At 66.6% G+C, this 26,060-nt stretch carries 22 protein-coding genes; 17 read left to right on the top strand and 5 right to left on the bottom strand.

The annotated features are described in order from the left end of the window. Positions 1-40 precede the first annotated feature (40 nt). Complete coding sequence (locus N0B15_RS02100; RefSeq protein ID WP_263017688.1) at positions 41-574, top strand: DUF5815 family protein; 534 nt, start codon at positions 41-43, stop codon at positions 572-574. Positions 575-612: 38 nt separating this feature from the next. On the opposite strand, the gene N0B15_RS02095 is transcribed toward N0B15_RS02100, so the two are convergent. Further along, positions 613-762 carry a hypothetical protein gene (locus N0B15_RS02095; protein WP_263017687.1) on the bottom strand — a complete coding sequence of 50 codons (150 nt, stop codon included), beginning with the start codon at positions 760-762 and terminating at the stop codon, positions 613-615. Positions 763-1,035: 273 nt separating this feature from the next. On the opposite strand from N0B15_RS02095, the gene carB reads away from it, so the two are divergent. After that, positions 1,036-4,269, top strand: a complete 3,234-nt coding sequence (carB, locus tag N0B15_RS02090) for a carbamoyl-phosphate synthase large subunit (protein WP_263017686.1) — start codon at positions 1,036-1,038, stop codon at positions 4,267-4,269. Positions 4,270-4,323: 54 nt separating this feature from the next. Here carB and N0B15_RS02085 read toward each other — a convergent pair whose 3' ends face one another. After that, complete coding sequence (locus tag N0B15_RS02085) at positions 4,324-4,584, bottom strand: hypothetical protein (RefSeq protein WP_263017685.1); 261 nt, start codon at positions 4,582-4,584, stop codon at positions 4,324-4,326. Positions 4,585-4,759: 175 nt separating this feature from the next. Between N0B15_RS02085 and folP the strand changes: the two genes are divergently transcribed. Next, on the top strand, positions 4,760-7,231 hold the full coding sequence (gene folP, locus N0B15_RS02080) for a dihydropteroate synthase (RefSeq protein ID WP_263017684.1): 2,472 nt from the start codon (positions 4,760-4,762) through the stop codon (positions 7,229-7,231). On the opposite strand, the gene N0B15_RS02075 is transcribed toward folP, so the two are convergent. Then, entirely contained in the window at positions 7,228-8,289 is a 1,062-nt protein-coding gene (locus N0B15_RS02075) for a glycosyltransferase (RefSeq protein WP_263017683.1), read from the bottom strand. The two genes, folP and N0B15_RS02075, sit on opposite strands and share 4 nt — an antisense overlap. Before the next feature lie 105 nt (positions 8,290-8,394). Further along, on the bottom strand, positions 8,395-8,709 hold the full coding sequence (locus tag N0B15_RS02070) for a hypothetical protein (protein ID WP_263017682.1): 315 nt from the start codon (positions 8,707-8,709) through the stop codon (positions 8,395-8,397). 184 nt (positions 8,710-8,893) lie between these two features. Here N0B15_RS02070 and N0B15_RS02065 point away from each other — a divergent pair, with 184 nt between their 5' ends. The 7 genes from N0B15_RS02065 (at position 8,894) to N0B15_RS02035 (ending at position 17,700) form a co-directional block, all read left to right on the top strand. Then, complete coding sequence (locus N0B15_RS02065) at positions 8,894-10,699, top strand: S9 family peptidase (RefSeq protein WP_263017679.1); 1,806 nt, start codon at positions 8,894-8,896, stop codon at positions 10,697-10,699. Between the two features lie 107 nt (positions 10,700-10,806). Then, positions 10,807-11,832: a flippase-like domain-containing protein gene (locus N0B15_RS02060; protein ID WP_263017678.1), complete on the top strand. Its 1,026-nt coding sequence runs from the start codon at positions 10,807-10,809 to the stop codon at positions 11,830-11,832. A gap of 553 nt (positions 11,833-12,385) precedes the next feature. Further along, positions 12,386-13,171 (top strand): IclR family transcriptional regulator, encoded by a 786-nt coding sequence (locus N0B15_RS02055; protein WP_263017677.1) that lies wholly within the window; start codon positions 12,386-12,388, stop codon positions 13,169-13,171. Positions 13,172-13,402: 231 nt separating this feature from the next. After that, positions 13,403-13,921 (top strand): LUD domain-containing protein, encoded by a 519-nt coding sequence (locus N0B15_RS02050; protein WP_263017675.1) that lies wholly within the window; start codon positions 13,403-13,405, stop codon positions 13,919-13,921. Continuing rightward, positions 13,918-16,107, top strand: coding sequence for an LUD domain-containing protein (locus N0B15_RS02045; RefSeq protein WP_263017674.1), 2,190 nt, complete (start codon positions 13,918-13,920; stop codon positions 16,105-16,107). The genes N0B15_RS02050 and N0B15_RS02045 overlap by 4 nt, the downstream gene beginning before the upstream one ends. A 73-nt stretch (positions 16,108-16,180) precedes the next feature. Next, positions 16,181-16,792: a DJ-1/PfpI family protein gene (locus N0B15_RS02040; protein WP_263017673.1), complete on the top strand. Its 612-nt coding sequence runs from the start codon at positions 16,181-16,183 to the stop codon at positions 16,790-16,792. A 47-nt stretch (positions 16,793-16,839) separates the two neighbouring features. Beyond that, a complete protein-coding gene (locus N0B15_RS02035; protein WP_263017671.1) occupies positions 16,840-17,700 on the top strand; it encodes an SMP-30/gluconolactonase/LRE family protein in 861 nt (286 codons plus the stop codon). Between the two features lie 57 nt (positions 17,701-17,757). Here the strand turns inward: N0B15_RS02035 and N0B15_RS02030 are convergent, their stop codons facing one another. Beyond that, a complete protein-coding gene (locus N0B15_RS02030) occupies positions 17,758-18,537 on the bottom strand; it encodes an SDR family NAD(P)-dependent oxidoreductase (RefSeq protein WP_263017670.1) in 780 nt (259 codons plus the stop codon). Between the two features lie 144 nt (positions 18,538-18,681). Here N0B15_RS02030 and N0B15_RS02025 point away from each other — a divergent pair, with 144 nt between their 5' ends. The 7 genes from N0B15_RS02025 to N0B15_RS01995 all read left to right on the top strand — a co-directional run bounded on the left by N0B15_RS02025 (position 18,682) and on the right by N0B15_RS01995 (position 26,057). Continuing rightward, positions 18,682-20,406 (top strand): ABC transporter substrate-binding protein, encoded by a 1,725-nt coding sequence (locus tag N0B15_RS02025; protein WP_263017669.1) that lies wholly within the window; start codon positions 18,682-18,684, stop codon positions 20,404-20,406. A 231-nt stretch (positions 20,407-20,637) separates the two neighbouring features. Then, positions 20,638-21,609: an ABC transporter permease gene (locus N0B15_RS02020; RefSeq protein ID WP_263017668.1), complete on the top strand. Its 972-nt coding sequence runs from the start codon at positions 20,638-20,640 to the stop codon at positions 21,607-21,609. Further along, a complete protein-coding gene (locus N0B15_RS02015; protein WP_263017667.1) occupies positions 21,606-22,541 on the top strand; it encodes an ABC transporter permease in 936 nt (311 codons plus the stop codon). The genes N0B15_RS02020 and N0B15_RS02015 overlap by 4 nt, the downstream gene beginning before the upstream one ends. Continuing rightward, positions 22,541-23,662, top strand: coding sequence for an ABC transporter ATP-binding protein (locus N0B15_RS02010; protein ID WP_263017666.1), 1,122 nt, complete (start codon positions 22,541-22,543; stop codon positions 23,660-23,662). The genes N0B15_RS02015 and N0B15_RS02010 overlap by 1 nt, the downstream gene beginning before the upstream one ends. Then, complete coding sequence (locus tag N0B15_RS02005; protein ID WP_263017665.1) at positions 23,655-24,728, top strand: ABC transporter ATP-binding protein; 1,074 nt, start codon at positions 23,655-23,657, stop codon at positions 24,726-24,728. Before N0B15_RS02010 ends, N0B15_RS02005 begins: the two co-directional genes overlap by 8 nt. Positions 24,729-24,949: 221 nt before the next feature. Next, on the top strand, positions 24,950-25,201 hold the full coding sequence (locus N0B15_RS02000) for a hypothetical protein (RefSeq protein WP_263017664.1): 252 nt from the start codon (positions 24,950-24,952) through the stop codon (positions 25,199-25,201). A gap of 49 nt (positions 25,202-25,250) precedes the next feature. Continuing rightward, the gene (locus tag N0B15_RS01995) at positions 25,251-26,057 is read left to right on the top strand and encodes an SDR family NAD(P)-dependent oxidoreductase (RefSeq protein ID WP_263017663.1); all 807 of its coding nucleotides are present in this window, start codon (positions 25,251-25,253) and stop codon (positions 26,055-26,057) included. The last annotated feature ends 3 nt before the right edge of the window (positions 26,058-26,060 follow it).

Genomic DNA, 26,060 nt, shown 5'->3' with positions numbered 1-26,060 from the left:
AGTCGTCGGGCTTATCCCTGCGACGGCCGAACGCTACCCGATGGCACAACCCCGCGTTCCGGGTGACGACCGGGACACCCTCGAGTTGCCCTGTGGGGAGTCGATCGACCCGACGACGATCGACCTCGGGATGCGCGAGTACGACTGCAACTGCGGCGAGCGCCACGCCGTCGTGATGGACCTCCACCCGCCCTCGCGCTTTTTCCCCGAGTCGCTCGTCGACGTCCTCCGCGAGACGGTCGAGACCGCAGACGACTTCGAGGAGTTCGGCACGCCCCACCTCCTCGGGATCGTCATGGAGGAGTTCCCCGAGCAGGTCGTCGCCTACGACGCCGCCGAGACCGGCAGCGTCGGCTACACCTTGTTGTGGATGACCGATTTCGACTCCCACCGACTCCACGTCGTCGTCGTCGAACTCGTCGTCGAACTCATGGAGCACGCGATCAGCCACGCCGAAGACGACGGCGCGCGCACCGATTTCGAGCGCCAGATGCTCGAGTTCGACGTCGAGGCGTTCGTCGACGAGTACCGCGCGATGCGCGACTTCGAGAGCGAACACGACCGGCCGGTTTAACCCGAACGGTCTGTCAGCAGTCGGGACGACGGGCCGTCTCAGGGAACTTTGATCGAGCGAAAGCCACACTGAGGATTCTCACACTCGAGGTTCCCCGTCGGGTGGTACTGAGAGAGCGCGCTCTCACAGAGGGGGCAGACACGGGCGGTCTCGTCGGAACGGTCCGGACCGGAGACGTTCGTCATCATGTGTGGATAGAGAAACTATTAGAATATAACACGACTGCCAAATATTTTAGTGTGGTGGGCAGTGGTATCATCTCACTCGAGCGGAGAACGACGGCTCGGGAGTGTGCGCCTCCGGTGGACTGGGCACGCTCGAGCGTCCCTGACGCACCACGCCTCGCGTCCCGCGCTGGCACGTCACACGTCACCATGGGTTCGAAATTCGAAATTGTGTTTCGGTATTCGTAGCATTTCGTGGGGCTTATTACGATGTACGCACTTCGGTCGGACGAGCAAATGAGCACGGACCACGACCCAGGGGATCCAGGTGCGGATGGACGCACGATTCTGTTGATCGGCAGCGGGCCGATCCAGATCGGCCAGGCCGCGGAGTTCGACTACTCGGGAGCGCAGGCGTGTCGCGCGCTGCAAGAGGAAGGCGCACACGTCGTCCTCGTCAACTCGAACCCGGCGACGATCATGACCGACCCGGAGATGGCAGACCGGGTCTACATCGAACCGATCACGACCGACGCCATCGCCGAGATCATCCGCAAGGAACGCCCGGACGGCGTCATCGCGGGTCTCGGCGGCCAGACCGGTCTCAACGTCACCGCCGAACTCGCAGAGGAGGGCATCTTAGAGAAGTACGACGTCGAGATCATGGGGACGCCGCTCGACACCATCTACGCGACCGAAGACCGCGACCTCTTCCGGAAACGCATGGTGAAGATCGGCCAGCCAGTCCCTCGCTCGACGACCATCTCGCTCGAGGAGGGCGAGACGGTCGCCGACTTCAGCGAGGAGGCACTCGGTGAGCGCGTCGAGGCCGCCGTCGACGAGGTTGGCGGCCTGCCCGTCATCGCGCGCACGACCTACACCCTCGGTGGCTCCGGGTCGGGCGTCGTCGAGGAGATGGACGAACTCAAAGAGCGCGTCCGCACCGGTCTGCGCCTCTCACGCAACAACGAGGTGCTGATCACGGAGTCGATCGCTGGCTGGGTCGAACTCGAGTACGAGGTGATGCGCGACGCCGACGACTCCTGTATCATCATCTGTAACATGGAGAACATCGACCCGATGGGCATCCACACCGGCGAGTCGACGGTCGTCACCCCCTCGCAGGTGATCCCCGACGACGGCCACCAGGAGATGCGCACCGCGGCGCTCGACGTGATCCGCGAACTCGGCATCCAGGGTGGCTGTAACATCCAGTTCGCCTGGCGCGACGACGGCACTCCCGGCGGGGAGTACCGCGTCGTCGAGGTGAACCCGCGCGTCTCGCGTTCGTCCGCGCTCGCCTCGAAGGCGACCGGCTACCCGATCGCGCGCGTCACCGCGAAGGTCGCCCTCGGCCTGCGTCTCCACGAGATCGACAACGAAATTACGGGCGAGACGACCGCGGCGTTCGAACCCGCCATCGACTACGTCGTCACGAAGGTCCCGCGCTGGCCCAAGGACAAGTTCGAGGACGTCGACTTCGAACTCGGCACCGCGATGAAGTCGACGGGCGAGGCGATGGCGATCGGCCGCACCTTCGAGGAGTCCCTGCTCAAGGCGCTCCGGTCGACCGAGTACGAACCCAGCGTCGACTGGGCCGACGTGAGCGACGACGACCTCGAGACCGAGTACCTCGAGAAACCCACCCCCGACCGCCCGTACGCGATGTTCGAGGCGTTCGACCGCGGCTACACCGTCGAGGAGATCTGTGACCTGACGGGCATCTACGAGTGGTACGCCGAGCGCTACGAGAAGGTCGCCGACGGCGTCGTCGCCGCTTCTGAGGGCAACTTCGCCGACGCCGCGATCACCGGCCGGACGAACGCCGAAATCGCCACGGCCGCGGGCACCGACGTCGCCAGCGTCGAGGCCGAGGTCCCCGGCCGCACCTACAAACAGGTCGACACCTGTGCCGGTGAGTTCGCCGCCCAGACGCCCTACTACTACTCCGCGCGCAAATCCGAGTTCGAAGCCGGGCCGCTCATCGGCGACGCGGCGGCAGGGGAACTCGAGGTCGACCGTGACGTCGAGAGCGTCGTCGTCGTCGGCGGCGGCCCGATCCGCATCGGCCAGGGCGTCGAGTTCGACTACTGCGCCGTCCATGCGATTCAGGCGCTGCGCGAAATCGGCGTCGACGCCCACGTGGTGAACAACAACCCCGAGACCGTCTCGACCGACTACGACACCTCCGACGGTCTCTTCTTCGATCCGATCACCGCCGAGGAGGTCGCCGACGCCGCCGAGGCGACCGGTGCCGACGGCGTGATGGTCCAGTTCGGCGGCCAGACCTCCGTCGACATCGGCGAACCGCTCGAGACCGAACTCGAGCGCCGTGGTCTCGACTGCCGCGTCATGGGGACGAGCGTCGAGGCGATGGACCTCGCGGAGGACCGCGACCGGTTCAACGCCCTGATGGACGAGCTGGGCATCGCCCAGCCAGTCGGTGGCACCGCGACCTCCGAGTCGGAAGCGCTCGAGTTGGCCCACGAGATCGGCTACCCCGTGCTCGTCCGCCCCTCCTACGTCCTGGGTGGCCGTGCGATGCGCGTCGTCCACGACGACGACGAACTCGAACACTACATCGAGGAGGCCGTCCGCGTCTCGCCCGACAAACCCATCCTCGTCGATCAGTTCCTCGACGGCGCGGTCGAACTCGACGTCGACGCCGTCGCCGACGTCGGCGCGTCACACGCGCCTGCTCGTCAGACGGAGTCTGACGCTGGCGAGGACGTCCTCATCGGCGGCATCATGGAACACGTCGAGAGCGCCGGGATCCACTCCGGCGACTCCGCCTGTATGATCCCGCCGCGCTCGCTCGACGCCGACACCCTCGAGCGCGTCCGCGAGGTAACCCAGGACATCGCGGTCGCCCTCGAGACGGTCGGCCTGCTCAACGTCCAGCTCGCGGTCAAGACCGACGACGACGGCGAGACCGAGGTCTACGTCCTCGAGGCCAACCCGCGTTCCTCGCGCACCGTCCCGTTCGTCTCGAAGGCGACGGGCGTCCCCATCGCGAAACTCGCGGCGAAGGTGATGGCCGGCGAGACCCTCGAGAGCCTCGGCGCGACCGAGCAGGTCCCCGACCACACCTCGATCAAGGAAGTCGTCCTGCCGTTCGACCGCCTGCCGGGTTCGGACCCGCGTCTCGGTCCCGAGATGAAGTCCACCGGCGAGGTGATGGGCACCGCGAGCACCTTCGAGACGGCCTACTGGAAGGCCCAGCAGGCGATCGGCAACGACATCTCCGCGGGCACCGCCGTCGTCGACCTCGAGGTCGACGGCTTCGAGACCTTCTTCGACCTCACCACCGTCGACGACGTCCCGCAGGCGATCCGCGACGGCGAGGTCGACTTCCTCGTCAGCGACGACCGCGACGCCCTCGAATCCGCCGTGACCGAGGACATCCCCTACCTCTCGACCGAGGCGAGCGCCCGCGCCTACCTCGAGGCGCTCGAGGCGTTCGACGGTGACCTCGAGGTCGAGACCGTCACCGACCGCCCCCACCGCGTCACCCAGTGGGGCGCACGGTAGCCACGGCTCACCGCTGAACGTTCTGTTCTCGCAGATAGTTCGCTCGAGTCTGCCTCAGGTCCGGTAGGATTCGGGGTCGACCGCCTCGCCGTCGATACACACCGAGGCGTCGGTGTTCGTGACGGTGATGTCGGTCACGTCGCCCGAGAAGCGAAACGCGAGCGGCGTGCCGTCGACGAGTCCCTCGACCGTACTCCCGGAGGCGACGATTGTCTCTCGGACCGGGTCCTCGACGGTCGGGTCGATCGTTCCGTCGACGGTGATCTCGAAGTTCGTCGGTCCAGTGCGTGCGTCGATCGTCAGTTCGCGTGCCATACCCCGAGGTCAGAGCCACCTCTCATAAGTTTTCTACCTCGCCATCCCTAGACGGGCGAGAAAGTCACTCGAGACGGCCGATTTCGCGACTTCAGCTGCCCTCCTCGCGCCCGGGTGAACGGTCGCTCGAGACGCTCCAATACAGCTAAAAGCGACCGGACTCTGTGGTTCGGGTATGGAGTACCACGAGGCGGCGAACGTCTGTTTCGACCTTCGTCGCTTCCGGCCGCGGCCCGGCACGGACTCGACGGCGGACGTTCTCTCGTTTCTGGGGGACCCACACGAGACGCTCGCGTGTGTCCAGATCGCCGGGTCGAACGGGAAGGGGAGTACGGCGCGGATGCTCGAGCGGGTGCTGCGCGAGTCGGGGCTCTCGGTCGGTCTCTACACCTCGCCACACCTCGAGGACCTCAGAGAGCGCATCCGCGTCGACGGACGGTTGCTGCCGCGTTCTGCGCTGGTCGCGTTCGTCGAGGAGTGTGGCGAGTACCTCACCGAGCGGGCCGCAGACGGCAACTCACCGACGTTCTTCGAGACGATGACCGCCCTCGCGCTCTGGCACTTCGCCCGCGAGGGGGTCGACGTCGCCGTCCTCGAAGTCGGCATCGGCGGCAAGTTCGACGCGACGAGCGTCGTCTCGCCCGTCGCGAGCGCCGTCACGAGCGTCTCGCTCGAGCACACCGGCATCCTCGGTGACACGCTCGAAGAGATCGCTCGCGACAAAGCCCACGTCGCCCCCGCCGACGCGCCGCTGGTCACGGGCGTCTCGGGAGCGGCGCTCGAGGTGGTCCGGGAGGTCGCCGGCTCGGTCGTCACCGTCGGCTCCGGCGACCGGCCGGCCACACCGGACGTCCGCGTCGCCTACGAGGGGCGGACGAACCACCTCGAAGCGGCCGTCTCGATCGACGCCGACACCGACGAGCCGTGGTCGCTCGAGGCGCAGATCCCCCTCCTGGGGACCCACCAGGCCGAAAACGCCGCCATCGCCGCGACGCTCGCCCGGCAGGTGGCGGACGTCTCGACGGCGGACCTCGAGCGGGGCCTGCGAAACGCCCACTGGCCGGGCCGCTTCGAGGTCTTCGAGCGCGACCCGCTCGTCGTCCTCGACGGCGCGCACAACCCCGGTGCCTGCGCCCGGCTGGCCGAGACGCTCTCGACGTTCGAGTACGACGCGCTCCACCTCGTCTTCGGCGCGATGCACGAGAAAGACCACGCGGGGATGGTCGAGGCGCTCCCGACACCGGATACGGTGATCACCTGCGAACCCGACCTCCCGCGCGCCGAAGACCGCGACGTGCTCGCGACGGTCTTCGAGCGCGCTGGCGTCGAGCCGGTCCGCGAGCGCTCGGCCGTCGCCGACGCCTTCGCCGCGGCGCTCGAGGCTGCGGGACCCGACGACGCCGTCCTCGTCACCGGCTCGCTGTTCGCCGTCGCCGAGGCGCGCTCGCGTTACACCTCGACCGTGATTCCGAAACGGGTTCGCGACCTCGCGGACGCCCGCGAGACGCTCGAGGGGGCGGGCGTCACCTCGAAGGGTGTCTGGCGGATGCGCGGGAAGGCGGTCCACCGGGTGGTGAAGACGGACCTCCAGTACCGCCAGGCGAGCTACCTCAAGCAGGAACTGCTGAGCGTCGGCGGCGAGTGCGCCCTCTCGGGACTCCAGCGCGGCGACGAACCGGTCGACGCCGTCCTGATGGGGACGCTCTCGCAGTTCAAGCGCGTCACCGAGAAACTCGAGGCCCAGCCCTACGGGCTCGCCGAGGTCGCCCGCGACCTGCGCGAGACGCTCGACATCCAGGTCGAGTCACCGCCGCCGCGTTACCCCTGGCAGGAACGCCCGTCGGTGATGGGCATCGTCAACGTCACGCCCGACAGCTTCCACGACGGCGGCGAGTACGCGGCGCTCGAGGACGCGCTCGCCCAGGCCGAGGCGATGGCTGCGGCGGGCGTCGACATCGTCGACGTCGGCGGCGAGTCGACCCGGCCGGGAGCCGACGAGGTCGCCACCGAGGAGGAGACCGAGCGCGTCGTCCCCGTGATCGAGCGCCTGGCCGAACGGTTTTCGGACGAAGACGAGCCGCTGCTCTCGGTCGACACGCGGAAAGCCGCCGTCGCCGAGACCGCACTCGAGGCGGGTGCCGACCTCGTCAACGACGTGTCGGGGCTCGCGGACCCGGAGATGCGCTTCGTCGCCGCCGAGTACGACGTCCCGCTCTGTCTCATGCACAGCATCGACGCGCCCGTCGTCCCCGGCCGGACGGTCAGCTACGACGACGTCGTCGAGGACGTGATCGGGGCGCTCACCGAACGGCTCTTGCTTGCGGAGAAGGCGGGTCTCTCGCGCGAGCAACTGATCGTCGACCCGGGTCTCGGCTTCGGCAAGTCCCCACGCGAGAGCTTCGACCTGCTCGCCCGACTCGAGGAGCTTCGCGCCCTCGGCTGTCCGATCCTCGTCGGCCACTCGCACAAGTCGATGTTCGACCACCTCGGCTACGGTCCCGACGACCGCCGGGACGCGACGGTCGCGACGACCGCCCTCGCCGTCGAGCGCGGCGCGGACATCGTCCGTGTCCACGACGTGCCCGAGAACGTCGCCGCGGTGAAGAGTGCGCTCGCCCTGCGCGACCCACACCGGACGGTCGACTAGAGCAGTCCGTACTCGAGCTGTAGGTCGCGGTAGTGCTGGAGGTAGCGCTCGAGCGTCGGCCGTCGGCCGAACGGCTCGAAGGCGTCGTCGCGCTCGCGGTGTTCGAGGTCGCCCGCGTCGACGATGGTCTCGACGAGTTCGCGCTCGGTCGTCGTCCGGAAGCCGCGTTCGCGCCCCTCGACGAGTTCGTGTGCGCTCGAGTTCGCGTGGTACTCGACGATGCCGATACAGCCACAGGCGAGCGCCCAGGCGAGTTCGGTCGGGAAGACGCAGTGGGTCGCCGTCTGGACGAAGACGTGGGCGTTCTTGTAGGCCGCCACGCGCGCCTCGCGCTCGAGGTCGCCGGCGAACGAGACGCGCTCGTCGATCCGTAAGTCACGGGCGAGGTCCTCGTAGTGCTCGCGTTCGGGACCGTCGCCGATCACCGTCGCTGCCCAGTCGCGGCCGCGTAGCTCTGCGAGCGCGAGCATGAGGCTCTCGAGGTTCGCCCCCTCGTCGAGGTGGCGCGCGTAGACGATTTCCGCGCCCTCGGCCGGCTCGGTCCCGTCGATCACCGACCAGTCGACCGGACACGGGATCACGTCGACGCGTTCGCCCTCGGCACCGAGTTCGCGCGTCCAGGTCCGGACGAGTCGCGACGGGGTGACGATCCGGTCGGGACGGCGCGCCGCGAGGCGACTCCAGCGCCCCTCGTCGATTCCCTCGTCGCCGTACCACTCGACGAGCAGCGGGACGCGCGCGAGCGCCGCCCCCGCGCTGGCGGCGGCGACCTGCGCTGGCGGGTGGGCGCTCGCGTGAACCGTGTCGGGACCGATCCGTCTGAGGGCGGTCGGGACCCGCCAGAGGAACGAGCGGGCGGACTCGAGGTCCCCGACGAGACCGTGGTAGGTGACGCCGTCGCGCTCGAAGGTCGCGTGGTCGCCGTCCCAGAAGGCCGCACAGAGGACGTGGACCTCGTGGCCGCGCTCGCGAAGCAAGTCGATCACAGTGGCCAGACGCGCGTTCGCCTCGGCGTCACGGTGGTAGATCGTTTCGAACGAGACGAACGCGAGTCGCATACGGACCCACCATGACGGCCGAAGGTAAAAAATCGATTCATTCTCGAGGTCCGACCGACGGCTGCTCCCGCATCCCGCCTCGCGAGGGCGCTCGAGGCAGGCCGGTCACTCGTCGTCGATCTCCGGCCGCTCGTCGCTCGTCTGATTTCGCTCGCGCTCACTTCTCTCGCCTGCGGGAGCCGACGCGTTCTCGTGGGCCTCGCTCCCGGCACCGTTCTGGCCCGTGTGGTTGAACGCGCTGTCGGTGCCGTCGTCGATCAACGACGAGTCGATGGGACCGGTGCCGTCGAGGACGCCGGAGCCGACGATGGCGACCGTCGCCCCGAACGCGACGAGCGTGACGACGATCACCACGACCGCCGTCCCCGGCGACGCGTCGTCTCCACCCGCCCCCGCCTCGCGTCCCTCCTCGTCTCGCATGCCCGCTCACACGGGGACGGCCGTTTTTGTTACGCACTCCCAACACCGCACTGGGACCGTCCGTCGACGTTCCCACACTCGGGAACGTCGTCGTTTGCACGTGGTAGGCGGCGGCTACGGTTTTGCGGAGGGCCTCGCCTGCGGTATCGGAAACGGTTACCGGGCCGCCGCCGTGAGAGGGACTATGGCCTACGACATCGAGCGCTACCTCAACGTCAGGAGTGCCTACGGCGCGTCGTTCGGTCCCGACGGCGAGCACCTCTCGTTTCTGATGACGACCACCGGCGTCCCACAGGTCTGGACGCTGACCGAGGCTCGCGGCTGGCCGGTGCAGCGGACCTTCTACGACGAACGGATCACCTTCGCTTCCTGGTCGCCGACACGACCCGAACTGATCTTCGGGATGGACGAGGGTGGCAACGAGCGAGCGCAGCTGTTTCGCCTCGAGCGTGACACCGGCGTGATCGAGAATTTGACGGCGACACCCGAGGCGAAACACCGCTGGGGTGGGTTCAGCCACGACGGCGAGCGCTTCGCGTTCACCTCGAACCGCCGCGACGAATCCGTCTTCGACGTCTACGTCCAGGACCGTGACGCCGTCGGCGAGGCGGCCACCCTCGTCTGTGAGGGCGACGGCTGGCTCACGGTCAGCGACTGGCACCCCGACGACAGCCACCTGCTCGTCTCCCAGGCGTACTCGAACTTCGATCAGGACCTCTACGAACTCTCGCTCGAGACCGGCGAGTTGCGCCACCTCACCCCCCACGACGGCGACGTTCGCTACGGAAGTGCGAGCTACGCACCCGACGGTGCGGGCGTCTACCTCGTCACCGACCGCGACGGCGATACGCTCTCGCTCGCCTACCTCGACGGTGAGACGCTCGCGCTCGAGACGGTGGCAGACGGCGCTGGCTGGAACGTCGACGGCATCGCGCTCGACCACGAGAGCGGCCGCTTCGTCTACTCGCGAAACGTCGAGGGCTACACCGAACTCACCGTCGGCGCGTTCGACGACGAGGAGCCGACCGCCTTCGAGACCTTCCCGACACCGGACCTGCCCGGCGGCGTCAGCGGCGGCGTGAGCTTCAGCCCCGACGCCGAGCGCGTCGCCCTCTCGACGACCGGCGACGCGATCAACGCCAACGTCTTCGTCGTCGAGGTCGAGACCGGCGCGGCCGAGCAGTGGACCGCCGCGCCGACGGCCGGCATTCCCCCCGAGACCTTCCGCGAGTCCGCCCTCGTCCACGTCGAGAGCGACGGACTCGAGGTGCCGGGTTTCCTCTCACTCCCGGAGGAGACGGGTGACGGTGGCGCGCCGGTCATCGTCGACATCCACGGGGGTCCCGAGAGCCAGCGCCGCCCCTCGTTCAGCGCGGCCAAACAGTACTTCCTCGACCGGGGCTACGCCTACTTCGAGCCGAACGTCCGTGGCTCGTCGGGCTACGGGAGCGAGTACGCGAGCCTCGACGACGTCGAACTGCGCATGGACTCGGTCGCCGACATCGAGGCCTGTGCGGCGTTCCTCGCCGAGCATCCGGCGGTCGATCCCGACCGCCTCGTCGCGATGGGTGGCTCCTACGGCGGCTTCATGGTACTCGCGGCGCTCACCGAGTACCCCGAGCGGTGGGCAGCGGGCGTCGACATCGTCGGCATCGCCAACTTCGTGACCTTCCTCGAGAACACCGGCGAGTGGCGTAGAGCGCTCCGCGAGGCCGAGTACGGCTCGCTCGACGAGGACCGGGCGTTCCTCGAGTCGATCTCGCCGATCAACAACGTCGAGCGCATCGCCGCCCCGCTGTTCGTCCTCCACGGCGCGAACGACCCGCGCGTCCCGGTGGGCGAGGCCGAACAGATCGCCGAACGGGCCGCAGAACAGGGCGTCCCGGTCAGAAAGCTCATCTTCGAGGACGAGGGCCACGGCTTCTCGAAACTCGAGAACCGCATCGAGGCCTACTCGGCCATCGCCGACTTCCTCGACGAGCACGTCTGAGTCGCCGCTCCCCCGCTCGAGCGATTCGCCCGCACTGCCGTCAGCCCGCTGTCCGTTTTTCGGAGTGATAGGAGCGTACAAGAGGTCTCGACGTCAGACGGGTGAGCATGCACGCGCGCCGGGTCGCCGTCGGCCTGTCGGTGGCTCTCGTCCTGGTCGGGGTGCTCGTCTACGGGGTGGGGTGGGAAGCGGTCCTCGAGCACCTCAGAGCGGCGAATCCGGTCGCGTTCGCGGCCGCCGCCGGTGCGGGTGCGGTGATTCTCGCCCTCCGCGGCGTGTTGCTCAGACAGCTACTCGGTCCGGTCGAGGGGAGTGCGCGCGGTGGGGCGTTCGCGACGGCCTTCCTCGCGGGCTACTTCGCCCGGAGTACGCTCCCGTGGGGTCGCTCGACCGGGGCGCCGGTCACCGCCTACCTCCTCGCTCGCAACTCGGAGTCGGCCTTCGAGGACAACCTCGCGGTCGTCACCGTCGCCGAAGTGTTCGCGTTCGTCGCCTCCGTCGTCGTCGGTCTCGTCGGCCTGGCGATGTTCGTCGGAGTCGAGTCCCCCGAGGGGGACCTCCTGCTCACGCTCTCGCTCGTCGCCGTCGGGAGCCTCCTCGTCGTGGGGATGGTCGTCGTCCTCGTCGGCCAGGACCGCGCACACGCGCTCTTCGGTGCGCTCGCCGCGCGCTGGGACCGGTTCGCCGAGCGCTCGCCTCGCCTGCCCGGCGGCCGTGGCCGCGTCCGCGGCCGACTCGAGGGCTTCTTCGCGACGCTCGATGCGGTCAGCGCGGCCCGACGGACGCTGGTGGCTGCCTTCGCCGTCGCCCTCTGTAGCTGGGTGGTCAACGCGTTGCCGCTGTACTTCAGTCTGCTCGCGCTCGGTGTCGACGCCCCGCTCGCCCTCTCGCTCGCGTGTGCGCCGCTGGCCTCGTTCGGCGGGGTGATCCCGCTGCCGGGTGGGACCGGCGGAATCGAGTACGCCCTGGCCGGACTGCTCGTGGCGACGGTCGGCCTCTCGGGTGACCTGGCGACTGCAGTAACGTTGCTTTACCGACTATCAACGTACTGGCAACACGTCCTCCTCGGTGGACTCGGTGCCATCTACCTGACCGTGGCCGGCCACCCCTCACTCGTCGAACTCGAGCGGTAGCTCTCTTCCTCCATAAATTCCAACCTGCTCACTACTCTCTACTACTATCTCTCCTCTGTCTATTCAATCGGGAGGTGGTAATTTTTTCGACACCTGTGCTTTGGCCTCCCAAACTCCCTTACACGGCACCCTGGTGGATACACTGGTGACCTCCGTTCCAGGACCAGTGGATACTCTCTCAAATGCCGGTGTGTGGCCGCATGGCTGCTCGTAGCCGGGAACCTCTCCGGTCTGTCGTCGAATATAACATTCTCTCGACTATATACACTCAAAATTGTCATATCTGCCACGAACGCTCGATTCGCGCTCGCTGTTCGCCGGTGCCGTCCTCTTTTCCATTACAGTCGTATGGGTGTAATCGGATGAGGGTACAGCCAGTGAACCGGTTCACATCCATTACAGTCGTAGGGTTGTGAGCCTTCACTCGAGTGATCCGACTGCGCGGCTGACTCCCTGGTGAGTACTGGAATGTGAGTGGTGTTACCGTGAGTGAACGAGGCGGGTCTCGACACGTGCTAGCAACACTTATGCGAAACACGGCTCAACTACGTGTATGAACCGGACAACGGGTGACCACGGCTCGATTCGGACGGTTGGGGCGGTGGAGACCGCGTTCACAATCACTGACGCCCTCCGTACGCACGCGCCAGTGGGTGTGTCGGCACTCGCGGCCGAACTCGACATGCCGCGAAGCACCGTCTACGTCCACCTCACGACGCTCGAGCAGGCCGGATTCGTGGTTCGTGACGGAGAGCAGTACCGCCTCGGGCTCGAGTTTCTCCGCTACGGCTCCTCCGCCCGCAACAGCTGTAACGTCTACCGGGCGGCCAAGGGTGAGGTCGAACAGCTCGCCGAAGAGACCGGCGAGGCCGGTAATCTCGGCGTTGAACAGGGGGGTCAGCGCGTTATTCTCTACAAGCACGAGGTGGGTGAAGCGATTTACGACAACACGCCCACCGGGGAGTTCACGCTGATGCACTGGACGGCGATCGGGAAGGCAATCCTCGCTTACCGCCCCCGCGAGGAGGTCGAAGCCATCGTCGACCGGCACGGATTGCCGCGATCGACGCCCAACACTGTCACTGATAGTGAACAGCTGTTCAACGAACTCGACACTATCGTCAACGATGGCTACTCGATCGAGGACGAGGAGCGTCGCGAGGGCGTCGTCGCCATCGCCGCACCGATCCGAAACACGGACACGGGCCACGCCGTCGGCGCGCTGTCGATCTCGGGACCTCGTCACCGGCTCAAACGCGACGGCAACCTGAACCCGGCGTTCATCGACGCCGTCAGAAACCACGCGAACGTCGCCGAGTTGCGCTACAACCACTACTGACCGCCCGCTCCGTGTGACTCCGTCTCACCGTCACATTTATTCCGTATGGCTCACCAGTAGTGAGTGAGACCGAACCCGAGTGGTACGTGGAGTCGACTATCCGCGTTCCACGCTGACCGGCCATGGACCCGTCTCCACCGCTCGAGACGCGTCCGGCCGGCCGACCAACGCAACGAAGCACATGAGCGCACACACAGACGAGATGCCACGACGCGCTGCCGAGGTGGCGGCATGAGCCGTACGAACAACACTGTCGACCGGTCGCTCCGCTCGGCGTTTCGAGACCGCCTGGCAGCGGTCGACGTCGACTCGACGGTCGTTTCCAGAGATGCACTCGCGGATACACTCGAGACGCGGCTCACCGAGCCCGCCGTCGCGAGCGACCTCGGCGACGGCGTCGACCTCCCGGCCGCAATCGGCACCGAACCGACACTGGCGGACCTCCGGGCGGCCGCGACCGGAATCACGCGTGCGCGTCTCGGCGTCGCCTCCCTCGGCAGCATCGTCGTCTCCTCGAGCCCGGGTCTCGACGGACCCGTGAGCCTCTTCCCGCCGAAACACGTCGCGATCCTCGAGGCGGCCGACATCGTCGCCGACCTCGAGACGGCGCTCGAACTGCTCGCGGCGGACTTCGCGGCGGGGGCGAACGACGTCGTCTTCGTCACGGGACCGTCCTCGACGGGAGACATGGGTGAACTGGTCGTCGGCGTCCACGGCCCGGCGGAGATGGAGGTCGTGATCGTCGAATGACGAGCAAACGCGACACCGCAGCCCACATCCGCTGGCTGATGGAGACCGAAGGCGAGACGGTCAAGCACAACACGACGGTGATCAACCAGCGCCGTTACGACGTCTTCGAAGAGATGGGTGAGGAGGCGCGCCAGGACCTCAGGAGTCGCGCTCGCGCGATCAAGGAAGACGCCATCGAACGCCTCCCGGAACTCGTCGAGCAACTGCGCGAGAGCGTCGAAGCCAACGGCGGAACGGTCTACCTCGCCGCCGACGCCGCCGACGCGAACCGACACATCGCCGACCTCGTCGCCGAGGCGGGCGCGGAGTCGGTCGTGAAGTCGAAGTCGATGACCACCGAAGAGATCGAGGTCAACGACGCCCTCGAGTCAGGCGGCGTCGAGGTCCACGAGACCGACCTCGGCGAACTGGTGATCCAGCTCGCCGGCGAGAAACCCTCACACATCGTCGGGCCGAGTCTCCACAAGTCGAAACCCGAGATCGCGGCGCTGTTCGACGAACACTTCGACCTCGAGGAGCCACTCGAGTCGGCCGAGGAGCTGACCGCGTTCGCGCGCGACTACCTCGCCGAGCGGATCGAGGAGGCCGACGTGGGGATGACGGGGGCGAACTTCCTCGTCGCCGAGACGGGCTCGCTCGCGCTGATCACCAACGAGGGCAACGCCCGGAAGGTGGTCGAGTCGACCGACACCCACATCGCGGTCGCGGGCATCGAGAAGATCGTTCCCTCGCTGACCGATCTCGCCCCGTTTTTCGAACTCGTCGCGAGTTCGGGCAACGGCCAGTCGATCACGAGCTACACCTCGGTCTTCTCGCCGCCGGTGAACACGCCGCCGCTCGACGGCGCGGACGAGCGGGCGTTTCACCTCGTCCTGATCGACAACGGCCGCAGCGAGATGCGCGAGGACGAGGTGCTGCGCGAGACACTCTACTGCGTGCGCTGTTCGGCCTGTCTCAACTCGTGTGCGAACTTTCAGCACGTCGGCGGCCACGCCTTCGGCGGGGAGACCTACACCGGCGGCATCGCGACCGGCTGGGAGGCGGGCATCCACGGCCAGGACAGCGCCGCCACGTTCAACGACCTCTGTACCGGCTGTAGCCGCTGTGTCAACCAGTGTCCGGTCGAGATCGACATCCCGTGGATCAACACCGCGGTCCGCGACCGGGTCAACCGCACCGGCGACGACGCCATCCTCGACCCGCTGTATGCGGGACTCACGCCCGACATCGAGGACGGCGGGATCGACCACCAGAAGCGCCTCTTCGGCAACTTTGAGACGCTCGCGAGAGTCGGGAGCGCGCTGGCTCCGCTCTCGAACTGGGTCGGCTCGCTCGCGCCGAGTCGCTACCTGCTGGAGCGCCTCGCGGGCGTCGACCGCCGTCGGGACCTCCCGACGTTCCAGCGTGAGACGCTGCGCGAGTGGTTCGCGGCACGCGGCGGGACGCACGTCCGCGAGCCGACGACCGACCGGCGAGTCGTCCTCTACCCCGACACGGCGACGAACTACATCGACGTCGAGCGCGGGAAAGCCGCCGTCGCGGTCCTCGAGTCACTCGGCGTCCCGGTCGAGATTCCGGCCGTCCCCTCGAGCGGGCGCGCCCCGCTCTCACAGGGGATGGTCGAGACGGCCCGCGAGCGTGCCCACGCGGTGGACGCGGCGCTGGCCGACCACCTCGACGCCGGGGCGGACGTGGTCGTCGTCGAGCCGAGCGACCTCGCGATGTTCCGCGACGACTACGAGAAGTTCCTGCCCGACGCCTCGTTCGACCGGCTGTCGTCGAACAGCTACGACCTGCTCGAGTACGTCTACGGACTGGTCGTCCAGGAGGGTGTCGACCCGAGCGCGCTCGCCGGGCCGGACGATACCGGCGGGGCGCGCGTCGCCTACCACAGCCACTGCCAGCAGCGGACGATGGGACTCGAGGCACACACCGTCGCCGTGCTCGAGGAACTGGGCTACGAGGTCCAGACGAGTTCGGCCGAGTGCTGCGGGATGGCGGGCAGTTTCGGCTACAAGAGCCAGTACTACGAACTCGCGATGGAAGTCGGCGAGTCACTCGGCGACCAGCTCTCCTCGCTCGAGTACGATCACGTCCTCACCAGCGGCACCTCCTGTGGCGAACAGGTGGCGGCGGTGCTGGACGACGACCCGGCGCACGTCGCGGAACTGATCGCGCCGAGGTAGGTGGCGGTCGTGTCTCTCCGCGGCAGAAGCGTTTACCCGTGAGGAACCCGTCGGTCGAGACGAGGCATCACTCATGAGCGTCGAAGAGAAGACCGTCGCGATCATCGCATCGAACGAGTTCGAAGACATCGAACTCGAGTATCCGCTGTTGCAGTTGAGCCACGAGGGCGCGGAGGTCCTGCTGGTCCCGGTCCAGTCGGGCCACCACCCGCGGCCGGCGCTTTCCGAGACGGGAACCAAACCCGTCACCGGCCGCTTCGGGACGCCCCTCCCACCTGAAGTGATGGTCGAGGGCAACCGCTACACCACCGTCGAGTTCGAGGACCTCGACCTCGACGAACTCGATTGCGTGCTCTACCCGGGTGGGTTCTCGCCGGACCACCTGCGCGTCATCCCCGAGGTCGTCGAGTTTACCCGGGAGGCCTACGAGCGCGGCCTGCTCGTCGCCTCCATCTGTCACGGCCCGTGGATGCTGGTCGAAGCCGACATCGCCGACGGGAGAGACGTCTGTGGCTACGAGGCGATCCACACCGATCTGGAGAACGCCGGTGCGACGGTCCACGACGTCCCTGCGATTCAGGACGGCACCATCGTCACCGGCCGCGTGCCCGACGACCTCCCCGAGTTCGTCGAAGCCGTCGTCGAGGCGCTCGAGTCGAGCGAACTCGAGACGACCCCGGCCTGATTCCTGCGAGCCGTACCTTTATGCCGCCCCCTCACACTGTGTGAGCTATGCCACCACAACCGAGCGTCGTCGCCGACGTTCCGTGCTGGATCGGTGAGGGAGCGCTCGCGCATCCGGACGAGGGGACCGTCTACTGGGTCGACATCCCGAGCGGGTCGCTGTACCGGTACGATCCGGCCGCCGACGAGCACGACCTGTGTCACACGGACCCACCCATCGGCGGCTTCACGTTCCAGGACGACGGCTCCGTCCTGCTGTTCGGCGCGGGCGGGCGCATCACGGTCTGGGACGACGGCGCGGCCGACACCGTCGTCGACGGACTCGCGGAGGAGGACGGGCTGCGGTTCAACGACGTCGTCGCCGATCCGCGCGGTCGCGTCTTCGTCGGGTCGATGACCGACGACGACCACGGCGTCGGCCACCTCTCCCGCCTCGAGACCGACGGCACGCTGACCCGACTCGAGGACGGTGTCGAACTCCCGAACGGGATGGGATTTTCGCCCGACGAGGAGACGTTCTACCTCGTCGAGACGAACACGAACACGATCTACGCCTACGACTACGAGGTCGAGACGGGCGACCTCTCGAACCGGCGGGTCTTCGCGAGCGCCGACGAGGCGTGGGCCTACGACGGCCTGACCGTCGACGCCGACGGCGGCGTCTGGGTCGGTCTCTGGGGCGGCCACGCGATCGTCCGTCTCACCCCCGAGGGCGACCTCGACGAGTGGGTCGACGTGCCGGCGGCGAACGTCACCACACTCTCTTTCGGGGGCGAGGACTCCCGGCGTGCCTACGTGACGAGCGCGACCTTCGAGGCACCCCTGACGAACGCGCTCGCCGGACGGCTGTTCGCGTTCGACCTCGAGTACGAAGGAAAACCGGAGTACTACTCGCGCGTCGAGTACTGAGCCGAACTTCGCGGTTCCGCACGCGCGAGCCGAACGCGACCAGTCGTCTCGTCCCGCTCAGCGAACCGTGTAGCCGCCGTCGATGGTGACCGACTGGCCGGTGACGTACGCCGAGGCGTCGCTCGCGAGGTAGACCGCGAGCGGGCCGACGTCTTCGGGTCTGGCCATCTCCTCGAGCAACATCCCGTCGTACCACTCGCGGGCCATCTCGGGGTCGGTCTCGAGGACGTCCTCGATCAGGTCGGTCCGGACGTAGCCGGGGTTGATGCTGTTGACGCGGACGCCGTGTTCGGCCCACTCGGAGGCGAGTTGGCGCGTCATCGCGTCCATCCCGCCTTTCGAGGCCTGGTAGCTGACCTGTGGCTGGGGGTGGTTGGCGACGAACGCCGAGATCGACGAGAGGTTGACGATCGAGCCGCCACCGTCGGCGATCATCACGCGCCCGACGTGTTTCGCGCAGTGGAACGCGCCGGTGAGGTTCACCTCGAGGACGGCCCGCCACTCCTCGCGCGTCATCGCTTCGGCCGGGACGTTGTGGACGATACCCGCGTTGTTCACGAGCACGTCGACCGTCCCGTGTTCCGCTCGCACGTGGTCGACGAGCGCTTCGACGGCCGCTTCGTCCGAGACGTCCGCCCCGAGCGCGTCGACGCTCGCATCGGTGTCGGCTTCGATCGTTGCCGCTGCGCTCGCACCGCTCGCTGCGTCACGGTTGGTGATGACGACGCGAGCGCCCGCCTCCGCGAGTGCGTGTGCGACGCCGTATCCGATGCCGCGGCTGCCGCCGGTGACGATGGCGACCTCGCCGGTGAGGTCCAGTCGGTCGAACAGGTCCATACTCGAGGTGATGTGCAGACGGAGGATAAAATACCATCGCCACCCGCAAACAAATCTTCTTTCTAACTGGTAGTGGACGAAACGACGGGACCATGATCGTTAGTGAACATAACGTATATTACAGTCCGGCCGCATGTACGACGCATGGTAGAGCTACACAGTAGCGAACAGCCATCACGCCGCACGTTCCTCAGGGCAACCGGTCTCGCAGGAACGGTCGGTGTGGTCTCGCTCGCAGGGTGTACGGGTAACGGCGACGACGACGATGTGGGTGCGCCTGACGAAGCGGTCGTCGAAGACCCGGACGGTGAACCGGTCCCGGAACTGACCTACGAGAACTTAGATCCCGACGCGCCGCTCCGGTACTGGTACGGCCAGCAACACGCCGAGAACATCCGCGAACTCGGTATCGAGGTCGACTACAACTCGAGAGCGCTCGACGCTCACCTAGAGCGGGTGTTCGACACGCGCGAGTTCGACTACACGGTGATGCGCTGGCTCGACGGCTTCGACCCGGACAACGCGCTCCGGACGATCGCCAGCGAGAGTACGCTGACCGAAGGCGGTGGGAACGTCCCGGGCCACGTCAACGAGGAGTACGAGGAGATGCTCGCAGAACAGCGCGGGCTGGTCGACCCCGACGAGCGCCAGGAGGTCGTCTTCGAGATGCAGGAGTACCTCGTCGAGGAGAACGTGATTCACCCGATCGTCGTCCAGGACCGGGCGATGCCGTACCGCTCCGACCGGGTCTCGAACGTCTCGGGGATGCTCGAGGACGGTCTCGCGGGCATCTGGAACATGGTCGAGGTCGAGACCGACGACGGCCGGCTCACGGCGGCCTCCCACGAGGACCTGACGAACCTCGACCCGGTCACCGGACTGGTGAGCCGCGCCAACCGCGACATGATCCAGCTGGTCTACGACCGGCTGATGCACCCCGACCCGGACGAGGAGTACACGCCACAGCCGTGGGCGGCCGAGAGCGTCGAGTGGGAGGACGACACGACCGTCCTCGTCACGCTCCGCGACGGTATGGAGTGGCACGACGGCGAGTCCGTCGACGCGGACGACGTCGTCTTCACCTTCGAGTACCACGAACAGGAGAACCCCGACTTCGGCGGGCTCGCGGAGAACCTCGAGACCGTCGAGGCCGAGACCGACCTCGACGTCCGCTTCGACCTCTCGGAGCCGGACGCCATCTTCGAGTCGGTCATCCTCGCCGGACGGAACGCGAGTCTCATCCCCCAGCACGTCTGGGAGGGTCGCGAACCCGGTGAGATCGTCGACGAACAGGACTACGTCGGCAGCGGGCCGTTCCAGTTCGAGTCGTTCGACCTCGGTGAGGACCTCAGGCTCAGCGCACACGAGGGCCACCACCACGAGCCGAACGTCGACGAGTTCATCCGTGTCGAGTCCGCGGACGCCTCCTCGTCGGCCAGTCTCGTCCAGGGCGGCGAGGTCGACATGATCAACTTCGACCTGCCCGCCGACCAGCTGATCACGCTCGAGGACGACGACGACATCGCCCTCGAGAGCGCGCTGATGACCTCGATCCACTACGGCGTCCCCAACCGCCGCCGCGAGCCGTTCGCCAACCCGGCGATCCGGGAGGCGGTCGCCTACACGATTCCGCGCGAGGACATCGTCGACATCGGTGCCGACGGCTTCGCCGAGATCATCGACGCGACGCTCTCGCCGGGACTCGAGTTCTGGTACAACGACACTCTCGACGGGCGACCGTTCGACATCGAGGCGGCGATCGACGTCTTAGCCGACGCGGGCTTCCAGTGGAACGAAGACGGCCAGCTTCACTACCCACCGGAGTACGAACCGCAAGACGAGTGGGCCGACCCCCACCAGCCGGAGTAGTCCCGCCGACCCGGCTGTCCACCAGTTGCATCGCTCGTCCACCACACAGCTATCAACCGCTTCTTGGGCACCCCACCGCCACCCCGCTCTCCGGGGTGGTACGACACCACACAGTAACAGTTATTTATGACTGTCTCCAACAACCCTGATAGATTTCATGCCCTGGCAGAGCCGTATCAGTCGGCACGAGCACACGGTGCGAGAGACTGACACACAGTCGGTGATCGATCGATGAAGAAGTACGTCACGCGGCGGATCTTACAGCTGCTAGTTACGTACTTCGCGTTCCTGACGCTCCTGTTCGTCGTCTTCCGGATCGCTCCGGGTGATCCGACCTCGATGTACCTCCTCGAGGGAATGGGACCGGAACAGCGTCAGGCGACGCTCGAGCGACTGGGTGTCGATCGGCCGTTGCACGAACAGTACGTGAACTACCTGCTGCAGTTGTTGTCGCTCGATCTCGGTGAGTCGTTCCGCTACGGGACGGCCGTCGAGAACGTGATCTGGGTCCGCTTCTGGAATACGGTCCTCCTGATGGGGCCGGCCTTTCTCATCGCTTACGTCCTCGGGATCGGGATCGGCGCGTTCATGGGATGGGTCCGCGGGAGCGCCAAAGAGCGCTTCGGCGTCATCATGACGCTCGTCGCCCGCTCCTCGCCGGAGTTCTGGATCGGCCTGCTCCTGTTGATGACGTTCTCGTTTTACCTCGGCTGGTTCCCATCCGGCGGGATGCGAGAGACGGGTTACGAGGCCGCGACGTTCTGGGACCGGTACCTGTCGCTGAACTTCCTCCACCACATGTTCCTGCCGCTGCTCACCGGCGTCATCTTCTACATGGCGACACCGGCGCTGCTCATGCGCAGTAGCATGATCCAGGTGTTGAACTCCGACTTCATCGAGATCAAGAAGGCGGAGGGCCACCCCGAGTACATCATCCTCTACAAGTACGCCGCGCGGAACTCGATCCTGCCGATCACGACGGTGGTCGCCATCGTCGTCGGCGTCGCCCTCGGTGGCTCGCTCGTGATCGAGACGGTGTTCAGCTGGCCCGGCATGGGCCGTGAGATGGTCGACTCGGTCATGCACAACGACTACGCGATGGCCCAGTCCGTCTTCTTCCTGATGGGGAGCGTCGTGATCTTCATGAACTTCGTCGCAGACATCGTCTACGTCTTCCTCGACCCGAGGGTGAGATACGAATGAGCACAGATATCAGAGACCGACTCGACGCGACCGTCGAGGGGAACCGCAGGCTGGCCAAACTCTCGAAAGACGCCGGCTACGTCTGGGGGATCATCCGCGGTGACACGCTCGCCACCATCGGCGTCGTGATCATCCTCGGCTTCCTCTTTCTGGCGCTGTTCGGGCCGATGCTCGCCCCTCACGACCCGGGCGACAACCTCCGCGGCGAGGACGGCCAGCTCCTCCGGACCGACTCGCCGACCGAGACCTTCTCCGAGGGTGCCTACCTCGGAACCACGAACTACGGCGAGGACGTCCTCTCGCAGGTGATCGTCTCCGTGCGCGTCTCCGTCTTCGTCGGTCTCCTGGCCGCACTGATCGCGGTGTTCATCGGCGCGAACGTCGCCCTGATCAGCGCCTACTACGGCGGCAGGGTCGACGACGTCCTGATGCGCATCGTCGACATCGCCTACGGGTTGCCGTTCCTCCCGTTCGTGATCGTCCTGGTGTTCATCTTCGGCTCGAACATCTGGAACATCGTCTTCGTCATCGCCGCCGTCCTCTGGCGTGATTCAGCCAGGGTCGTCCGCTCCGAGGTACTGACACAGAAACAACGGCCGTACGTCAAGTCCGCCCGCGCCATCGGCGCGAGCGACCTCAGGATCATGTACAAACACATCTTCCCCAACGTCCTCCCGCTCGTCGGCCTCTACGCGGCGTTCGCCGTCGCCTACGCCATCATCTACGAGGCCAGCCTGGCGTTCCTCGGCTTCGGCGACCCCGAACTCTACTCGTGGGGACAGATGCTCTTTCAGGCCTACCACTCCGGGGCGATCCGCTTCGCCTGGTGGTGGGTCTTACCCCCGGGCATCTGCCTGATGTTGCTCGTGATGGCCGTCTTCTTCATCGGCCGATCACTCGAGGAGATCACCAATCCGGAGCTGAGACACTGATGACGACAGAACACACCACCGAGACCGACGCACCGCCCACCGAGCGCGACGACCACATGCTCGAGGTCGACGACCTCCGGACGTTCTACCACACGGAGGCGGGCGACCTCCACGCCGTCGACGGCGTGAGCCTCACGCTCGACCGCCAGGAGACGCTCGGACTCGTCGGCGAGTCCGGCTGTGGGAAGACGACGATGGCGAAGTCGATCATGCGCCTGCTGCCGCGAAACGGCGAGGTCGTCTCCGGCAGCATCCGTCTCAACGGCGTCGAGGTCACCGAGTTGAGCGAGAAACAGCTCCGCGAGGAGATCCGCTGGACCGAGATCTCGATGATCCCGCAGACGGCGATGAACGGCTTCGACCCGGTCAAGACCGTCGGCAGACAGATCGTCGACGTGATCCGTCGCCACGAGACCGAGACGCCGAAAGCCGAGGCCTGGGAACGCGCGAAGGAACTGTTCGAGAACCTCGGACTCGAGGGGAGTCGCGTCCACGACTATCCCCACCAGTTCTCCGGCGGGATGGCCCAGCGGGCGATGATCGCGATGGCGCTGGCGCTCAGCCCCTCGATCATCCTCGCCGACGAGCCGACGACCGCCCTCGACGTGATGATCCAGGACCGCATCCTCCGCCAGATCAAGGATCTCCAGCGGGAGTTCGACACGGCGATGATCATGATCACCCACGACATGTCGGTCGTCTCCGAGAACTGCGACTACATCGCCGTGATGTACGGCGGCCGCGTCGTCGAGTTCGCCGACGCAGAGACCGTCATCAAGAACCCACGCCACCCCTACACGCTGGGGATGCGAAACGCCTTCCCCGACATCTCCGAGGACGACCAGGACCTCGTCTCGATTCCCGGCAGTCCGCCGGAGGTGATCGATCCTGAGGAGGGCTGTCGCTTCGCCCCGCGCTGTCCGTTCGCCGAGGAGGAGTGCTGGGAGGTGACGCCCGAACCCGAGCAGTTCCCCGACGGCGACCAGCACGTCGTCGAGTGTCACCGCGCGGACGAAGCGGAGTACCTGCGAGCAGAGGCAGAGAAGAAAGAGACGTGGCTCTCGGTCCAAGAGGGGAGCCGCGAACAGCGACTCGAGGAACTCGAGGTGAACGATGACTGACCCCGAATCCGTCGTCGAGGTAGCGGACCTGAAAAAGCAGTTCAGCGCGGACGACGACCTGTTCAACCGGCTGTTCGGCTGGGGCGAACCGAAGACGGTCAAGGCCGTCGACGGCGTCTCACTCGACATCCGCGAGGGCGAGGCGCTCGGCATCGCCGGCGAGAGTGGCTGTGGGAAGACCACTCTCGGTGAGACCCTACTCGGACTGACCGAACCGACTGCAGGGACGGTCCGGTTCGAGGGTGAGGACGTCACCGACAGGCTGCGGACGGACCCGGAGCTACGGACCAAGCTCCAGATCATCCAGCAAGACCCGTACCAGTCGATCAATCCACGCTTTACGGTGTTCAACTGGATCAAAGAGCCACTCGACGTCCACAACATCGGGACCGAAGCGGAGCGGGAAGAACGCGTCCTCGAGACGCTCGAACTCGCGGGCCTGCGCCCGGCCGAAGCGTTCGCCTCGGAGTATCCCTCCGAACTCAGCGGCGGCGAGCGCCAGCGCGTGGGTATCGCTCGAGCCATCGTCCTCAACCCGTCGTTCGTCGTCGCCGACGAGCCGACGAGCATGCTCGACGTGAGCGTGCGCGCGGGCGTGCTCGACTTACTCAACCGACTGCAACGAGAGATGGGACTCGCGGTGATGTACATCAGCCACGACATCTCGCTGCTCAAACACACCTGTGACCGGATCGCCATCATGTACCTCGGGAAGGTCGTCGAGCAGGGTCCGGCCACGGAGGTCATCAACGACCCCAAACACCCCTACACGCAGGCGCTCGTCTCCTCGACGCCGATCGTCGACCCCGACGAGTCACGCACGCCAATCGAGATCGAAGGCGAGGTCCCCGACCCGGTCAACCTCGATCCCGGCTGTCGGTTCGCCCCGCGCTGTCCGGCCGCCATGCCCGAGTGTCGCGAGGGTGAGCCACGGCTGTACGACGTCGGCGAGCAGCGCGCGCGCTGTATCCTCTACGACGAGGAACTCATGGCCGACGCCTCGCCGGAGGTCCCACCCGAGATGGTCTCGGACGGGATGAAGACGCCGGGCAACCGGGCCGACTGACGGTCCAGCACCTCGGAGCCTCGGTTTTTTCGTCACCGCTCGAGTGATCCGGCGTCTCACCCCACTCACGCAGCCACGCCCGCCACCGCGCTCACACTCGAGCTATAGTAGCCACTGCAAGTCAGTGCACACCTGATCGCCAGACGGGTCGGCGATCAGTGTGTAAATCGTTGCAGTTGTTACGATAAATCGCTAAGTAACTCGAGGGCGCACCTCGGCGTATGAGCCAGTCCGAACACCCGTTCGCCCCCGAGACGGCCGCCGGGACCGACGAGGAGCCAGCGCCGACCTGCCAGGTCGCTGGCTGTGAGCGCCCGGGGGCGGTCCCGCGGAAGATGCGCGCCACCGAGGGCGGGGACCCGATCGCGAAACACTACGTCTGTCGGCGTCACCACCGCCTGTTCGTCGCGGTGCGGGCGCTGGTAGTCCTGGCCGTCCTGGTCGTCTTCTTCCTCGTCTTCTTCCAGTTGTGAGCGGTCGAACCCAAGCGTTTATGTAATCGATCGACAGAGATACTCCCGTATGGAGTTCGGTATCACGGAGCAGGTAGCGATCGTAACGGGCGGCAGCCAGGGTATCGGGCGAGCGATCGCCGAGACGCTCGCAGCGGAGGGCTGTTACGTCACCATCGCCGCGCTCGAGCAGGACGACCCGGCGGGCGTCGCGGCCGAAATCGCCCCCGAAGAGGGCCAGGTGCTCGGCGTCGCCGGTGACGTGACGAACCCCGAGGACGTCGAGCGACTCGTCGAGGAGACGGTCGACACCTTCGGCGGCGTCGACGTACTCGTCAACAACGTGGGGATCCTCGGCAGCGAGAAGCCGTTCCACGAGATTCCAGACGCCGAGTGGGAGGCGGTCATCGACGTCAACATCATGGCCGCCGTGCGCGTCACCCGCGAGGTGTTGCCCTACATGCGCGAGCAGGAGTCGGGCGTGATCGTCAACACCGCCTCCGAGGCCGGTGCACAGCCCGACCCGTTCAAGACCCACTACGATGCGACCAAGGCGGCGATGATCAACATCACGAAGAACCTCTCGAAGACCTACGGTCCCGAGGGCATCCGCGTCAACGCCGTCTCCCCGGCGACGACGAAGACGCCGCTGGTCGAGGAGATCTTCGAAGAGCGCGCCGAGGAGACCGGCAAGAGCCTCGAACAGGTCGAAGCGGAGTTCATCGCCGAGGAGAAGCCGGGTATCGTCACCGGCCGCCTCGGCGACCCACAGGACATCGGCAACGTCGTCGCCTTCCTCGCCTCAGAGCGCGCCGCGTTCGTCCACGGCGCGAACTGGCGCGTCGACGGCGGGTCGATCTGGACGATCGACGTCTGAGCC

Source organism: Natronobiforma cellulositropha (genome assembly GCF_025629245.1).
Classification (GTDB): Archaea; Halobacteriota; Halobacteria; order Halobacteriales; family Natrialbaceae; genus Natronobiforma; species Natronobiforma cellulositropha.
Note: the sequence above shows the minus strand (reverse complement) of the source record. Positions and strands in the feature narration are given on the sequence as shown.

Excerpts from the sequence above, each read along its gene's own strand:
- carB (WP_263017686.1), top strand. The coding sequence starts at position 1,036 with ATGAGCACGGACCACGACCCAGGGGATCCAGGTGCGGATGGACGCACG.
- N0B15_RS02025 (WP_263017669.1), top strand. The coding sequence starts at position 18,682 with ATGGTAGAGCTACACAGTAGCGAACAGCCATCACGCCGCACGTTCCTC.
- N0B15_RS02065 (WP_263017679.1), top strand. The coding sequence starts at position 8,894 with ATGGCCTACGACATCGAGCGCTACCTCAACGTCAGGAGTGCCTACGGC.
- N0B15_RS02035 (WP_263017671.1), top strand. The coding sequence starts at position 16,840 with ATGCCACCACAACCGAGCGTCGTCGCCGACGTTCCGTGCTGGATCGGT.
- N0B15_RS02040 (WP_263017673.1), top strand. The coding sequence starts at position 16,181 with ATGAGCGTCGAAGAGAAGACCGTCGCGATCATCGCATCGAACGAGTTC.
- folP (WP_263017684.1), top strand. The coding sequence starts at position 4,760 with ATGGAGTACCACGAGGCGGCGAACGTCTGTTTCGACCTTCGTCGCTTC.
- N0B15_RS02000 (WP_263017664.1), top strand. The coding sequence starts at position 24,950 with ATGAGCCAGTCCGAACACCCGTTCGCCCCCGAGACGGCCGCCGGGACC.
- N0B15_RS02020 (WP_263017668.1), top strand. The coding sequence starts at position 20,638 with ATGAAGAAGTACGTCACGCGGCGGATCTTACAGCTGCTAGTTACGTAC.
- N0B15_RS02015 (WP_263017667.1), top strand. The coding sequence starts at position 21,606 with ATGAGCACAGATATCAGAGACCGACTCGACGCGACCGTCGAGGGGAAC.
- N0B15_RS02075 (WP_263017683.1), bottom strand. The coding sequence starts at position 8,289 with ATGCGACTCGCGTTCGTCTCGTTCGAAACGATCTACCACCGTGACGCC.
- N0B15_RS02055 (WP_263017677.1), top strand. The coding sequence starts at position 12,386 with ATGAACCGGACAACGGGTGACCACGGCTCGATTCGGACGGTTGGGGCG.
- N0B15_RS02050 (WP_263017675.1), top strand. The coding sequence starts at position 13,403 with ATGAGCCGTACGAACAACACTGTCGACCGGTCGCTCCGCTCGGCGTTT.
- N0B15_RS02095 (WP_263017687.1), bottom strand. The coding sequence starts at position 762 with ATGATGACGAACGTCTCCGGTCCGGACCGTTCCGACGAGACCGCCCGT.
- N0B15_RS02005 (WP_263017665.1), top strand. The coding sequence starts at position 23,655 with ATGACTGACCCCGAATCCGTCGTCGAGGTAGCGGACCTGAAAAAGCAG.
- N0B15_RS02100 (WP_263017688.1), top strand. The coding sequence starts at position 41 with ATGGCACAACCCCGCGTTCCGGGTGACGACCGGGACACCCTCGAGTTG.
- N0B15_RS01995 (WP_263017663.1), top strand. The coding sequence starts at position 25,251 with ATGGAGTTCGGTATCACGGAGCAGGTAGCGATCGTAACGGGCGGCAGC.
- N0B15_RS02030 (WP_263017670.1), bottom strand. The coding sequence starts at position 18,537 with ATGGACCTGTTCGACCGACTGGACCTCACCGGCGAGGTCGCCATCGTC.
- N0B15_RS02085 (WP_263017685.1), bottom strand. The coding sequence starts at position 4,584 with ATGGCACGCGAACTGACGATCGACGCACGCACTGGACCGACGAACTTC.
- N0B15_RS02045 (WP_263017674.1), top strand. The coding sequence starts at position 13,918 with ATGACGAGCAAACGCGACACCGCAGCCCACATCCGCTGGCTGATGGAG.
- N0B15_RS02010 (WP_263017666.1), top strand. The coding sequence starts at position 22,541 with ATGACGACAGAACACACCACCGAGACCGACGCACCGCCCACCGAGCGC.
- N0B15_RS02070 (WP_263017682.1), bottom strand. The coding sequence starts at position 8,709 with ATGCGAGACGAGGAGGGACGCGAGGCGGGGGCGGGTGGAGACGACGCG.
- N0B15_RS02060 (WP_263017678.1), top strand. The coding sequence starts at position 10,807 with ATGCACGCGCGCCGGGTCGCCGTCGGCCTGTCGGTGGCTCTCGTCCTG.